The organism is Phyllobacterium sp. OV277 (genome assembly GCF_900104355.1).
Taxonomy (GTDB): Bacteria; Pseudomonadota; Alphaproteobacteria; order Rhizobiales; family Rhizobiaceae; genus Phyllobacterium.
This window is the reverse complement of the sequence record NZ_FNIY01000003.1, coordinates 387,702-400,504: the sequence shown is the minus strand read 5'-3', so window position 1 is coordinate 400,504 and position 12,803 is coordinate 387,702. Positions and strand designations below refer to the sequence as shown.

11 protein-coding genes are annotated in these 12,803 nt (G+C 56.9%); 9 read left to right on the top strand and 2 right to left on the bottom strand.

Features of this window, described 5'->3' with window-relative positions:
* Positions 1-13: 13 nt before the first annotated feature.
* From BLU05_RS13845 to uraH, 7 genes are all read left to right on the top strand, one after another.
* The gene (locus BLU05_RS13845; protein WP_091880842.1) at positions 14-601 is read left to right on the top strand and encodes a biotin transporter BioY; all 588 of its coding nucleotides are present in this window, start codon (positions 14-16) and stop codon (positions 599-601) included.
* A gap of 216 nt (positions 602-817) precedes the next feature.
* Positions 818-1,735 (top strand): allantoinase PuuE, encoded by a 918-nt coding sequence (gene puuE, locus BLU05_RS13835; protein ID WP_091880839.1) that lies wholly within the window; start codon positions 818-820, stop codon positions 1,733-1,735.
* On the top strand, positions 1,732-2,232 hold the full coding sequence (locus BLU05_RS13830) for an ureidoglycolate lyase (protein WP_091880838.1): 501 nt from the start codon (positions 1,732-1,734) through the stop codon (positions 2,230-2,232). The genes puuE and BLU05_RS13830 overlap by 4 nt, the downstream gene beginning before the upstream one ends.
* Positions 2,233-2,474: 242 nt before the next feature.
* The gene (gene xdhA / locus BLU05_RS13825) at positions 2,475-3,890 is read left to right on the top strand and encodes a xanthine dehydrogenase small subunit (protein WP_091880836.1); all 1,416 of its coding nucleotides are present in this window, start codon (positions 2,475-2,477) and stop codon (positions 3,888-3,890) included.
* Positions 3,891-4,071: 181 nt separating this feature from the next.
* Positions 4,072-6,429, top strand: coding sequence for a xanthine dehydrogenase molybdopterin binding subunit (gene xdhB / locus BLU05_RS13815; protein WP_244518341.1), 2,358 nt, complete (start codon positions 4,072-4,074; stop codon positions 6,427-6,429).
* Complete coding sequence (gene uraD / locus BLU05_RS13810; protein ID WP_091880835.1) at positions 6,416-6,919, top strand: 2-oxo-4-hydroxy-4-carboxy-5-ureidoimidazoline decarboxylase; 504 nt, start codon at positions 6,416-6,418, stop codon at positions 6,917-6,919. The genes xdhB and uraD overlap by 14 nt, the downstream gene beginning before the upstream one ends.
* Positions 6,920-6,929: 10 nt before the next feature.
* Positions 6,930-7,286 carry a hydroxyisourate hydrolase gene (gene uraH, locus BLU05_RS13805; RefSeq protein ID WP_091880833.1) on the top strand — a complete coding sequence of 119 codons (357 nt, stop codon included), beginning with the start codon at positions 6,930-6,932 and terminating at the stop codon, positions 7,284-7,286.
* A 182-nt stretch (positions 7,287-7,468) separates the two neighbouring features.
* Here uraH and BLU05_RS13800 read toward each other — a convergent pair whose 3' ends face one another.
* Positions 7,469-8,641 (bottom strand): DUF2793 domain-containing protein, encoded by a 1,173-nt coding sequence (locus BLU05_RS13800; RefSeq protein ID WP_091880832.1) that lies wholly within the window; start codon positions 8,639-8,641, stop codon positions 7,469-7,471.
* 253 nt (positions 8,642-8,894) lie between these two features.
* Between BLU05_RS13800 and BLU05_RS13795 the strand changes: the two genes are divergently transcribed.
* The gene (locus BLU05_RS13795) at positions 8,895-10,763 is read left to right on the top strand and encodes a nucleoside-diphosphate sugar epimerase/dehydratase (protein WP_091880830.1); all 1,869 of its coding nucleotides are present in this window, start codon (positions 8,895-8,897) and stop codon (positions 10,761-10,763) included.
* A 115-nt stretch (positions 10,764-10,878) separates the two neighbouring features.
* Positions 10,879-11,775 (top strand): glycosyltransferase, encoded by an 897-nt coding sequence (locus tag BLU05_RS13790; RefSeq protein WP_091880829.1) that lies wholly within the window; start codon positions 10,879-10,881, stop codon positions 11,773-11,775.
* On the opposite strand, the gene BLU05_RS13785 is transcribed toward BLU05_RS13790, so the two are convergent.
* Positions 11,776-12,777 (bottom strand): MraY family glycosyltransferase, encoded by a 1,002-nt coding sequence (locus tag BLU05_RS13785; RefSeq protein WP_244518340.1) that lies wholly within the window; start codon positions 12,775-12,777, stop codon positions 11,776-11,778.
* Positions 12,778-12,803: the final 26 nt, after the last annotated feature.

Below are 12,803 nucleotides of genomic sequence, written 5' to 3'. Positions count from 1 at the left end.
CGGAGGATAGAAAATGACAACTGCCCAGACCCGTTCCCTTGCCGAAACATTTCAGCCGGAAGGCCAGCTTGCCAAAGCCGTCTGGTACGTCTCGCTTGCCCTCGTCGGCACGGCGCTGATGACCCTTGCCGCCAAGACCAAGGTCGACATGGTTTTCGTCAATGTGACGATGCAGACCTTTGCAGTCTTCGCCATTTCCGCAGCTTTTGGCTCACGTCTCGCAGTTGCCACCATGGCGCTTTATCTGCTTGAGGGCGCGCTCGGCATGCCTGTGTTCACCGGAACGCCGGAAAAGGGCATTGGCCTTGCCTATATGGTCAGCACCACAGGTGGTTATCTGATCTCCTATCTCGCCGCAGCCTGGGTTGTTGGCCGTGCCGCTGATAAGGGTTTTGCCCGCAACCCTGTTGTTATGGGCCTTGCCATGCTCGCCGGTGAAGCCATCATCCTGAGCCTCGGCTTCCTCTGGTTGGCCTACCTGCTCGGCTTCGAAAAGGCTTTTGCCTTTGGTGTTGGCCCGTTCATCGTTGCCGATATCCTGAAGGTTGCTCTGGCCGCCGCTATCGTTCCAGCCGTCGGTTCGCTGCTCAAGCGCCGCTGATTTTATTGTATTGTCTGGCACCCCCCTCTGCCCTGTCGGGCATCTCCCCCACAAGGGGAGAGATCACATTGGCATAAACGCCTTTGCACCACAGAAACAGTTTCAGATTGTGCAAAGACGGAATTGAAGGCTGATCTCCCCCCTTGTGGGGGAGATGCCCGACAGGGCAGAGGGGGGTGCTGCACCATATCCTGCCACATTGTGGAGAGGCCTTCCTTGTCAGACTATCCCCGCGATCTCATCGGCTTTGGCCGCGATACACCCGACCCAAAATGGCCCGGCAATGCCCGGATCGCCGTGCAGTTCGTGATCAATTACGAGGAGGGCGGTGAGAGCTGCATTCTCGACAATGATCCGGCATCGGAAAACCTGCTCTCGGAGATTGTTGGCGCCGCGGCATGGCCCGGCCAGCGCAATCTCAATATGGAATCCATTTATGAATATGGCTCCCGCGCCGGTTTCTGGCGGTTGTGGCGTATTTTCACCCGCCGGAACCTGCCAGTCACGGTTTACGGTGTGACGCTGGCCATGGCGCGCAACCCCGAAGCGGTTGCTGCGATGAAGGAAGCCGATTGGGAAATCGCCAGCCACGGCTTGCGCTGGCTGGAATACAAGGATTTCCCCGAGGAGATCGAACGCCAGCACATTCTCGAAGCTGTCCGGCTGCACACGCAAATCACCGGCTCGCGCCCGCTCGGTATCTATCAGGGCAAGCCGTCGGACAATACGCTGAAGATCGTCATGGAAGAGGGCGGGTTCGTCTATTCTGCCGATAGCTATGCGGACGAGCTGCCCTATTGGGTCAAGGGGCCAAAGGGGCCGCACCTGATCGTACCCTATACGCTCGACGCCAATGATATGCGCTTTGCCACGCCGCAGGGTTTCAACACGGGCGACCAGTTTTTCACCTATCTCAAGGACACGTTCGATGTGCTCTATCGCGAAGGGCAGGAGGGCGCGGCAAAGATGATGTCCATTGGCCTGCATTGCCGCCTTGTCGGACGTCCGGGACGCGCGGCAGCGCTGGAGCGGTTTCTTGATTATGTGCAGGGGCATGCGGGCGCGTGGGTGACGCGGCGCATCGATATTGCGCGCCATTGGCATGAACATCACCATCCGGATAATCCCGCATGACCGTCATTCCGCTTGTCGTGCAGCCGCTGACCCGCGCGGCATTCAAACCCTTTGGCGATGTGATTGAAACGGATGGCGCGGAGATGCGCCTCATCAACAATGGCACAACACAGCGCTTTCACGATCTCGCCCATGTGGATGTAACGGGCGAAGATGCGCGGGTTCTCATCAATATTTTTCGCGGGCAGGCATTCGCGCCGCCCATCGATATCGTGATGCTCGAACGCCATCCGCTGGGCAGTCAGGCATTCTATCCGCTGCAAAACAAGCCGTTTCTGCTTGTCGTGGCTAAGGATGATGCAGGCCGCCCCGGCGCTCCGGTCGCGTTTCTCGCGGGAGGGAATCAGGGCGTCAATTATGGCCGCAATGTCTGGCACCACCCGCTGATTTCGCTTGACGATACGTCAGACTTTCTCGTGGTGGATCGCGGTGGGGCGGGGGATAATCTGGAAGAGTATTTCTTCGCGGATGTGGTGTATCGGGTTGAGTCAGTCTGATCTGCATCAATATTGTGTGTGGTGTGCGTGGTTCGTGGTTCGACAAGCTCACCATGAGGCAGAGGGGTGGATGCAACGATAATCTTCAACGTCGCAGAACTTGACTCCCTGCACGCACCTCTCTCCCTCATGGTGAGCTTGTCGAACCACGCACAAATCCGCGTGAGAGAAGCAAGAACCAACCAGCCATCCCTGTTGTATGCCCCTTGACGGTTTAACGTTGCCGGATGAAGCTGCATGTCATGTCTCATATGATTAGATTTTTTCTCAATGGTCAAAAACAGGAAGCCTCTGTCCGGCCGGATATGACAGTGCTTGACTGGCTGCGCAGCGCGCCGCGCCTGACGGGAACCAAGGAAGGCTGTGCGGAGGGCGATTGCGGGGCCTGTTCGGTGCTTATTGGCGATCCCCATGGTGATTCGGTGCAATACCACGCCGCCAATAGCTGCATTCTGGCCATGGGCCAGATTGATGGTCGTTCGCTGGTGACGGTTGAGGGCCTGAAAACCGAGGTCCTGCATCCGGTTCAGGCGGCGATGGCCGAGAATGGCTCGTCGCAATGCGGTTTCTGTACGCCCGGCATTGTCATTTCGCTGACGGGTCTTGCCGCCAACAATGCCACGCCTGACGACCACGATATTCATGATGCACTAGCGGGTAATCTTTGCCGCTGCACCGGCTACCGGCCCATTGTCGAGGCCGCGCGCAAGGTTGCGAGCGCGGGTGGGGCTGGTATTGCCGGTCCGCTGGTTACAGCATTCACGGAGATAGAGCCGCAAGCCGCCATATCTGCTGAAGGGTCGACGTTCCATCAGCCGCAAACGCTGGTGGAACTTCTACAGTTGCGCAAGGAGAAGCCCGATGCCCTGCTTCTGGGCGGCGGTACTGATCTTGGTGTCGCGCTGGCCGACTATCATTCCGATTGGGACGAGGTAATCTCGCTGGCGCATGTGCGCGAACTGCGTGCCATTGGCGAATCCGACAATCATCTGAGCTTTGGCGCTGCTGTGACATGGGAAGAGGTGCTGGCGCGCGTTGCCGGTTCCTATCCGTCCTTTGCCACGCTCATTCGCCGTTTTGGCTCCACCCAGATTCGCTCCATGGGAACCATCGGCGGCAATATCGGTACTGCGAGTCCGATTGGCGATGGTCCGCCCGCATTGATTGCCCTCGGCGCGGATGTGGAACTGGCTTCGCTGAATGGTCGAAGGTTCATGGCGCTCGAGGATTTCTTCCTCGATTATCGCAAGACGGAACTGCGCGCGGACGAGGTGATTGCATCGGTGTCTATCCCCAAGCCAAAACCGGGACAGGAATTCCGCGTTTACAAGATTTCGAAACGCTACGATCAGGACATCTCAACCGTTTGCGCGGCGTTTTCCATCACCCGTGAGGATGGACAGGTGCGCAATGCGCGCATTGCCTTTGGTGGTATGGCGGCAATACCGCGCCGGGCTGTGGAAGCCGAGCGGGCGCTTGTTGGGACAGAGTTCGATGCGAAGGCGGTTGAAGCCTGTGCGGCGGCAGTTACCGCTGCGTTCAAACCGCTGAGCGACTGGCGCGGGACGGCTGAGTATCGGCTGCAGGTGGCTGGCAATCTGGTTGAGCGCTTCTGGCGGGATGTATCAGGTGAAACTGTCGAGGTGATGGCGTTATGATGGGATATCTGGGTATCACCCCCCTCTGTCCTGTCGGACATCTCCCCCACAAGGGGGGAGATCAGTCTTCAATACGGTCTTTGCACAACCTGAAACTGCTCCGGTTATGGGAAAGCATTCATGTCAATGTGATCTCCCCCCTTGTGGGGGAGATGCCCGACAGGGCAGAGGGGGGTGAAGCGTGACCCAAGCCACTCCCCAAGTCATCCCCCACACCGTCCAGCGGACCATCGTAGGCAAAGGCATCGCCCATGATTCTGCTGCGCGCCATGTGGCGGGTGCGGCGAATTACATCGACGATATGCCCGAAATGCCCGGCACATTGCATGCGGCTTTCGTACTCTCGCCCGTCGCCCATGGGCGGCTCAAATCCATTGATCCAACACAGGCGCTTGCCATGGCAGGTGTTGCCGGGGTCTGGTGGGCCAAGGATGTGCCGGGGCATAATGAGGTAGGCCCGATCCTTGAAGGCGAAACCCTCTTCGCCGAGGATATTGTTGACCACGAAGGCCGGGTGATCGCCGTTGTGGCGGCCTGCGATTTCGAAACCGCCTATCGCGCCGCCAAGCAGGTGAAGGTGGATATTGAGCCGCTTGAGCCGGTGCTGGACATAGAAGAAGCGCATCGGCGCAAGAGCTATGTGCTGCCGCCGCAGGAAGTGGTTGATGGCGATGTTGAGACGGCACTGGCCAGCGCACCGCATATCCTGTCGGGCACGCTGCATATGGGCGGGCAGGATCATTTCTATCTGGAAACCCAGATTGCCTATGCCATACCAGGTGAAAACGGCGAGATGCTGGTGCATTCCTCGACCCAGCATCCGACCGAGGTGCAGCACCATGTGGCGCTCATTCTTGGATTGCATGCCAATGCGGTGGAATGTCAGGTGCGGCGCATGGGTGGCGGTTTTGGCGGTAAGGAAAGTCAGGCGACGATCATTGCCGGTGCTGCCGCACTCGTTGCAGCCAAAACGGGAAAACCCTGCAAAATGCGGCTGAAACGCCGCGATGACATGGCGGGTACGGGCAAGCGGCACGATTACGTCGCCAATTGGAAGGTGGGCGTTGATTCCCGTGGCAGAATTTTGGGCCTCGACGTGGAATATCTCGCTCGCGCCGGAAATCTGCCTGATCTGACGGGGCCAGTCATCACCCGTACCCTGACCCATACGGACAATGCCTATCATATTCCCCATGCGCGTTTTATCGGCCATGCCTGCAAGACCAATACGGTGTCCAACACGGCGTTTCGTGGCTTCGGCGGGCCGCAGGGCATCCTGACCATCGAGAACATCATCGATACCATCGCGCAGGAATTGAAACTTGATCCCAACACCGTGCGCGCCATCAATTATTACGGCGATGCGACCGGGGAGGTAACACCCTATGGCCAGCCGGTGGAAGACAACCGACTGATTGAAGTAACCGAAGCCGTGCTCGCTTCATCGGACTGGCAGCAGCGCCGCGCTGAAATCGATGCGCATAATGCGACCAATCCCGTCATTCGCCGGGGTCTGGCGATGATGCCGGTGAAATTCGGTATTTCCTTTAACCTGACCTCGCTTAATCAGGCCGGTGCGCTGGTGCATGTCTATCTCGACGGCTCGATTTTCCTCAACCATGGCGGCACGGAAATGGGGCAGGGCCTGTTCGTCAAGGTGGCGCAGGTCGTGGCCGAGGTGTTTCAGGTCGAGCTGGATATGGTGCGCATTTCCTCCACCGCGACGGGCAAGGTGCCGAACACCAGCGCAACGGCGGCGTCGACAGGTTCTGATCTGAATGGCATGGCAGCCTTCAAGGCAGCCACGGCGATCAAGGCGCGCATGACCACGGTCGCCGCCGAGCATTTCGGCGTGGAAGAGCAAGTCATCACCTATCGCGAGGGCCGCGTTCACGCGGACAATGAGTCCGTGTCATTCGGCGAACTCGCCAAAATGTCATGGCTTAAGCGCGTGCAATTGTCTGAAGCCGGGCATTACGCCACCCCGAAAATCCATTGGGACGGCAAGACGATGAAGGGGCGGCCGTTCTTCTATTTCACCTATGGTGCGGCGGTGGCGGAAGTTGCCGTTGATACGCTGACAGGCGAATCGCGCTGCCTGCGCGCCGATATTCTGCAGGATGTCGGCTCACCGTTGAACCCGGCTATCGATCTTGGCCAGATCGAGGGCGCCTTTGTGCAGGGTATGGGCTGGCTCACCTGCGAAGAACTCTGGTGGGACAAGACAGGCAGGCTGCGCACGGTCGGCCCGTCCACCTATAAGATTCCGGGTTCGCGCGATGTGCCACCTGAGTTCAACGTGCGTATTCTTGAAAATGCGCCCAATCGCGAAGAAACGGTGTTCCGCTCCAAGGCCATCGGCGAGCCGCCGCTGATGCTCGGGGTTTCCGTGTGGCTTGCCATTCGCGATGCAATCGCCTCGCTGGCCAAGGGCGGCGCTGCGCCGCAACTTGATGCGCCCGCCACGCCTGAGAATGTGCTGCGTTCTGTGAACGCCCTGAAACAACGCTTGAAGAAAGGTCTCGATGACTCTCGATGAACTGAACAACGCCGATCCGGAAACTTTTGTCACAGCGCTGGGCGGTATTTTTGAGCATTCGCCTTGGGTGCCGGAAGCAGTGGTGCCGCTGCGGCCCTTCGCCAGCGTCGAACTCCTGCACGCAGCTATGGTCGGTGCGGTGGACAAGGCGGGACAAGTGGCACAACTTGGCCTTATCCGCGCTCATCCTGATCTGGCGGGTAAGGCTGCGCGGCAGGGTAGTTTGACCACGCATTCAACCAGCGAACAGAAGGGCGCGGGGCTCGACCGTCTGACGGACGCGGAATTCAACGAGTTTCATCGGCTGAATGATGGCTATCAGGGGCGGTTCGGCTTTCCTTTCATTCTCGCGGTGCGCGGCCATGACAAACATTCCATTCTGGCGGCGTTCAGGACGCGGTTGCAGAACAATGCCGGGGAAGAAGTAACAGAAGCTTTGCGGCAGATTGCCCTGATTGCCCGTTTCCGGCTCGATGATCTGATTGCGTGAGAGGCAAATCATGGGAAAATTGTCTACACATGTGCTTGATACATCGCAGGGACGCCCTGCATCCGGCATGAAGCTGACCCTGCATCGCATTGATGCGGATGAGGTGAGGCATTTGCTGAAGGCAGTGGTCACCAATGGTGATGGCCGCACCGATGAACTGTTGCTGTCATCAGATGAGATGGCGGTTGGACGCTATGAAATCAGCTTCTTTGCCGGGGAATATTTCAAGGCAAAAGGTGTGGAGCTTGCGGAACCGGCATTTCTGGATGTCGTACCCATCCGCTTTGCCATTTCCGATGTGGAGGCGAATTATCATGTGCCGCTGCTGGTGACGCCTTGGTCTTATTCCACCTATCGCGGGAGTTGAGGTTTCCTGAGTTCACTTTGCATGAGTGTGGTTCGTGGTGTGTGGTTCGACAAGCTCACCATGAGGGAGAGGGGTGGATGTAACGCTAATCACCAAAGTTGCAGAACTTGACTCCCTGCACACTCCACTCTCCCTCATGGTGAGCTTGTCGAACCACGAACCACACCGTCAACCACACAACATCACCCATACACACCAATCAAATTATATCGCCCGCGCTCATCACCTTTGAAGCAGATGAGATTGCTTGATGATACCGGCGATGCAATCGAACATGCGAGTGTCATCCCCCCGGCAGTACCACCATTAAGCACCACACCATCCTGCACAAATACATTACCCAACTGGCTGTACATAAGCGGCGAGATATCGACAGCAATCGTCTGGTTAGCCGGATCAGCTGTCTGAAGGTTATCGCCAGCAACCCACTGCCTGATATGATCAGGGTTGCTCACCTGCAGTTGGTCAGTACCTGTGTCCCATTTCACCCATGCGGGTTGTGCCGGGGATTTGCTGATGTTCCAGAGGCGGACCATCGCCGTGCCGCGCATTGTGGAAGCAAAGAGTGTCGAAGCCACCTTGGTTTTGAGCGAGAGAAGATCACCAGAAACCGATGCGCAAGCCGCAGTGGCTGCGACCGGCTCAAGAACGGCATTGCCGCTACCGGATAAAAAGATCAGGCCGGAAAGTTTTCTGCCCGTATGGCTGCGGACCACGCCGCCGGGAAACTGAACCGTCCCCGTCTTGCCATCGGCAATCATGACCTCACGCCATTGTTTGTTATCTGCGCTGACCTTAATGGAGAAATCCCTGTTCCAGATCGTACCGATTTCGGCTCGACCTTCATAACCGGACTGAAACAGAATCGAGGCGAGTTTCTGATCGCCCGCCTTGTTGATTTTCAGCTGGTGCCCTTCACCCGCATGGTCAAACAGCGAGGCAGCACTTTTTACACTGAGGCGGTTTGTATCATCCGCGCGCGTGTTGATGCCGACAAGCTCGACCGGATTTGTCCCCGTTTTGATATCAGCCCAACGTCCCTGACTGAAAACGGCAAGGCAGTTCTCCGCGGCAATCCATGCATGCCAACCGTCCACAGGTTGAAAGAAAGCCCATGCACCGTCCTGCCACGCCGCGATTTGCCCGTCCTTGCCATTCCATGCCCCTATGGCACCGGACGAAACAATATACCGCTCGCCCTCCTTGGCGCTTGCCGGAGGCTCTTTCTGTGATCTGCCGATAACCGAAAGCTGCACCAGAGCGTCCAAAGCCCTGATAGCTTCATTGTGGGTGACATGCTTTTGCGCCTGGGATGGGGCAATGTAGGGAAGCTTGAGGTTTGACGTCTGTTCCATGGCTTGTTGTTCCGTTGTTTGGGAAAAACCAAGGATAAATGCTGCCAGACTGTGTTGGATAAAGTAGCGGAAAAGAAAGTAGTTTACTAATCATCAGACGATCATTGCATTTGTGTAACCCTATGTTACTGGTCTCCAACACAATTAGGGTTCTAAGGATGAGCAGCGCAATCTCACAAATGCCTCAAATTGGACTTTAAGAAAAATCGCAGTTTCTCATATTACCCAGGCATTCCGTAAGCACCGAGGATCAATGAAATTGGAAAATTTTCGGCAAAGCATCTCGATGATGCCGCGTCGTTATAAACAGGTGCTCCTTGTCAGCTTTGACATGGTGGTGCTGACGTTTGCGGCCTGGTTCAGCTATGTGCTGAGATTCAATACCCTTTTCATGCCCAATACCGAGCAGGCGATGCTGATGATTGCCGCGCCGCTGATCGCGTCTCCGGTGTTCATCCGCTTTGGCCTTTATCGGGCTGTCATCCGCTATCTGCCTGACAAAGCCATATGGACAATGATTCAGGCCGTGACTTTTTCGGTCATCATCTGGGTGGTCGTGGCGTTTCTCACGCAAATGACCGGCGCAGAAGGCGTGCCCCGCGCTGTTCCGTTTCTTTATTGGGTTCTCAGCGTCGTTCTGATCTGCGGCAGCCGTTTTGCCGCGAAATGGCTCCTGTGGAGCCCGCTTCGTGAAAAACTACTGTCCCGTCAGTGCCTTATCTTCGGTGCGGGCGATGCCGGACGGCAATTGGCCAATGCGCTCAAAGCGCAGAACGAAGTTTTTGTTGCGGGCTTTATTGATGATGATCGCAGCCTGCAGGGCATGGATATCCTTGGCATTCGTGTCTATCCTACCTCCCAGATCGAGGCGTTGATTGATAATTTTGGCATCAACGAAATGATTGTGACGACGTCATCCCTGAGCGGTAGCCAGCGCCGTTTGCTGATCGGCAAGCTCAAGGTTCTCAATGTCAAGGTGCGCATTCTGCCTGCTATTTCCGATCTGACCGCCGGAAAATACATCGTCAGCAATCTGCGTGATATTGATATTGACGATCTTCTCGGTCGCTCGCCTGTGCCCGCCGATCCTGATTTGCTCGACAAGACAGTTGAAAACCGCGTTGTTCTGGTGACAGGCGCGGGTGGATCAATCGGCTCGGAACTCTGCCGGACCATCGTCAAGCTGGCCCCGGCAAAGCTTGTGCTTTTCGATGTGAACGAACACAGCATGTATCAGCTTCAGCGGGAGCTTTCGGATATCAGCGATTGCGTTCTGGTGCCCGTCCTTGGCTCGATCAGCGATGGCCCCTTGCTCAAGGTGGTGCTTGAACAGCACAAGGTCGAAAACGTCTATCATTGCGCTGCCTATAAACACGTTCCCCTGGTCGAAGAGAACGTCGTTGAAGGTGCGCGCAACAACGTCATCGGCACCGATGTGCTGGCAGCGGTTGCCCGCGAGGCGGGGGTGCGCAATTTCGTCCTCATCTCGTCCGACAAGGCGGTGCGGCCATCCAACATTATGGGCGCAACCAAGCGCTGGGCCGAACTGATCGTGCGCTATCACGGCGACGAGGCAAAGAAGCACGGTACAGGTCAGATTTTCACCTGCGTGCGCTTCGGCAATGTGATCGGGTCCAGCGGTTCCGTTGTGCCTCTGTTTCGTGAGCAGATCGCCCATGGCGGTCCGCTTACCGTTACCCATGACGAGATGACCCGCTATTTCATGTCCGTGCGCGAAGCGGCCGAACTGATTATTCAGGCCGGTGCCCTTTCCGAAGGCGGCGATATCCTGCTTCTGGAAATGGGTGAAGCGGTGCGCATCCGCGATCTGGCCGAAAACATGATCCTGCTCGCCGGGCTTTCGGTGAAGGATGACCAGAACCCCGATGGCGATATCGAAGTGGTAACGATTGGGATTCGGGACGGGGAGAAGCTGCACGAAGAGCTTTTCTATGATCCGACAGGTGTTTCCGAAACGAGCCATTCCAAGATCTTGCGGGCGAAACGGCGTGTTGCACCCGTCGATCATTTGCCGGCAGCCGTAGCCGAATTGCGCAAACTGATCGCAAAGCAGGACCCCGATGGAGTGCGGGTTCTGCTTTTCGACAAGGCGACGAGTTAAGGCACCGACCTCAATCTTGGCCATATTCACGTGCAGAAACAACGGCACTGATTGACCGACGGAAAACATCAAGCGGGATTGCGGGCTGTTGAAAAGGGCACCATCATCAGGGACAGTGGCTGTCCTCCTGGGAACATTCAACGGCGCAGCATTTCTCGATGAGCAACTGGCTTCGATCGCCGCGCAAACCTATCCGGATATCGATCTATGGGTGTCCGATGATAGATCGACGGATGCAACGCGGGCAATCCTGCAGCAATGGGCAAAGCGCTGGACGAAGGGGCGTGTAACCCTCTTATCCGGCCCCGGCGATGGCCGAGCCGAGAACATCCGGTCGCTGATTACCAACCCGGCCATTCAGGCGGAATATTATGCCTTTGCCGATCAGGATGATATCTGGGAGCCGGAAAAGCTTGCAAACTCCATTCGCTGGATCGAGCACAATGCTTTTGCCGTTCCGTCGGTCTTTTGCTCGCGAACGCTCAAAATAGCGCGGAATGGCGCGATTGTCGGCTCATCGCCGCTCTATGCGCATCCTGCGGATTTTCGCAATGCGCTTGTCCAGAATATCGCCACCGCCAATACAATGCTCTTCAACCGCATGGCGCATGATCTTCTCGCCCAGTCCTGCCTGACGACGCCATTCTCCAGTCATGACTGGTGGCTTTATCTGATTGTATCTGGCGCAGGTGGCGTGGTGCATTTTGATCCGCAACCGCTGGTGCGCGATCGTCAACCTGATCATGGCAAGGGTTGGCAGGGACAACTTGCGGCAGCACGCTCATTGTTGGCAGACCGTTTTGCCGATCAGGCGGATATGAATATTCAGGGACTGGTGCGCAACCGGGATCTGTTGAGTTCCGAGGCTCAAGCCATCTGCGATCTCTACTGGAAGGTCCGATCCGATAATTTCATCCGCCGTATTCTCGCCCTGCATCAGTCGGGTGTTCACAGACAGACGATACTCGGCCAGATCGGGCTTTATCTTGCAGCGATTTTCCGCCGCCTCTGATTATCTGGATTTCTGTTTGCGAAAGCGCAACAGCACAGCTGTGACGCTAACAACTGCAACCGCGATGCCGATCAGCCGAACCGGAATATTGGTCGAACCCGCCGCAAGCGCGCAGATGCCGAGAACGACATTCAGGGCGGCTACGGTCAGGACCACCTGCCAGACGGACCAGCCGGATCGTTTGGCCACCTGATAGGCATGTTTGGAATGGGCAGCGAAAATGTTATCGCCTTCCAGAAGCCGCTTGATCAGCGTTGTCGTGGCGTCAGCAATGAAGAACAGGGGTAGAATGAACCCGGTTGCAATGCGCATGTCGCGGGCGACCATGAAGAAGGCGAGGCCGCAGAGAAGCCCGAGCGGCAAACTACCGGAATCGCCCAGAAAAACCGTAGCCTTGGGCCGGTTGAACAGCGCAAAGCCGAGAAGTCCTCCGGCGATGGCCGCCGCTATGCTTCCCGATGCCATGCCAGCCAGTCCGAAAGCTGCAAACCCCGCCAGAAAGGCGAGGGGAATACCCATCCCCGAAACCATCATCATGTCGAGCCCATCCATGAAGTTGGTCAGATTGATGAAGTAGACGAGCGCGAGAACGAGCAGGCCTTTCTCGATGATCTCAGGCAGGAAATCTGGCAGGAGGCGAAAATCAGGGCCGAGGCCATAAATGCAAAGGCAGGAGGCAATCAGCTGTGTGGCGATCCTGATGCTCTCCGGTAGGTGACGGCGGTCATCAAGCATACCCGTGATCCAGAGGATGAGCGCGCCGATGGATGCGGTCATGAGAAAGCGCTGGTCGAGACCAATCTGCGCGCCAAATACCCAAAGCAGCACCAAAACCACGGGCACAATGGCAAGGCCGCCAAGCTGGCGTGCGGGCTGCGTATGGTTGGAGCGCTCATTGATTCCTGCGGCGAGGAAATGTTTCGGCAACAATTTGAAGAGAATGCCGAGAAGCACGGCGCTGGCAACCGCTGCGGCAAGGACAAGGGAGAGAATGAGAGGCAAGAAAATGTCGTCCTCAATTTACAAAG

Excerpts from the sequence above, each read along its gene's own strand:
- BLU05_RS13795 (WP_091880830.1), top strand. The coding sequence starts at position 8,895 with ATGAAATTGGAAAATTTTCGGCAAAGCATCTCGATGATGCCGCGTCGT.
- BLU05_RS13830 (WP_091880838.1), top strand. The coding sequence starts at position 1,732 with ATGACCGTCATTCCGCTTGTCGTGCAGCCGCTGACCCGCGCGGCATTC.
- BLU05_RS13845 (WP_091880842.1), top strand. The coding sequence starts at position 14 with ATGACAACTGCCCAGACCCGTTCCCTTGCCGAAACATTTCAGCCGGAA.
- xdhA (WP_091880836.1), top strand. The coding sequence starts at position 2,475 with ATGTCTCATATGATTAGATTTTTTCTCAATGGTCAAAAACAGGAAGCC.
- uraH (WP_091880833.1), top strand. The coding sequence starts at position 6,930 with ATGGGAAAATTGTCTACACATGTGCTTGATACATCGCAGGGACGCCCT.
- BLU05_RS13800 (WP_091880832.1), bottom strand. The coding sequence starts at position 8,641 with ATGGAACAGACGTCAAACCTCAAGCTTCCCTACATTGCCCCATCCCAG.
- uraD (WP_091880835.1), top strand. The coding sequence starts at position 6,416 with ATGACTCTCGATGAACTGAACAACGCCGATCCGGAAACTTTTGTCACA.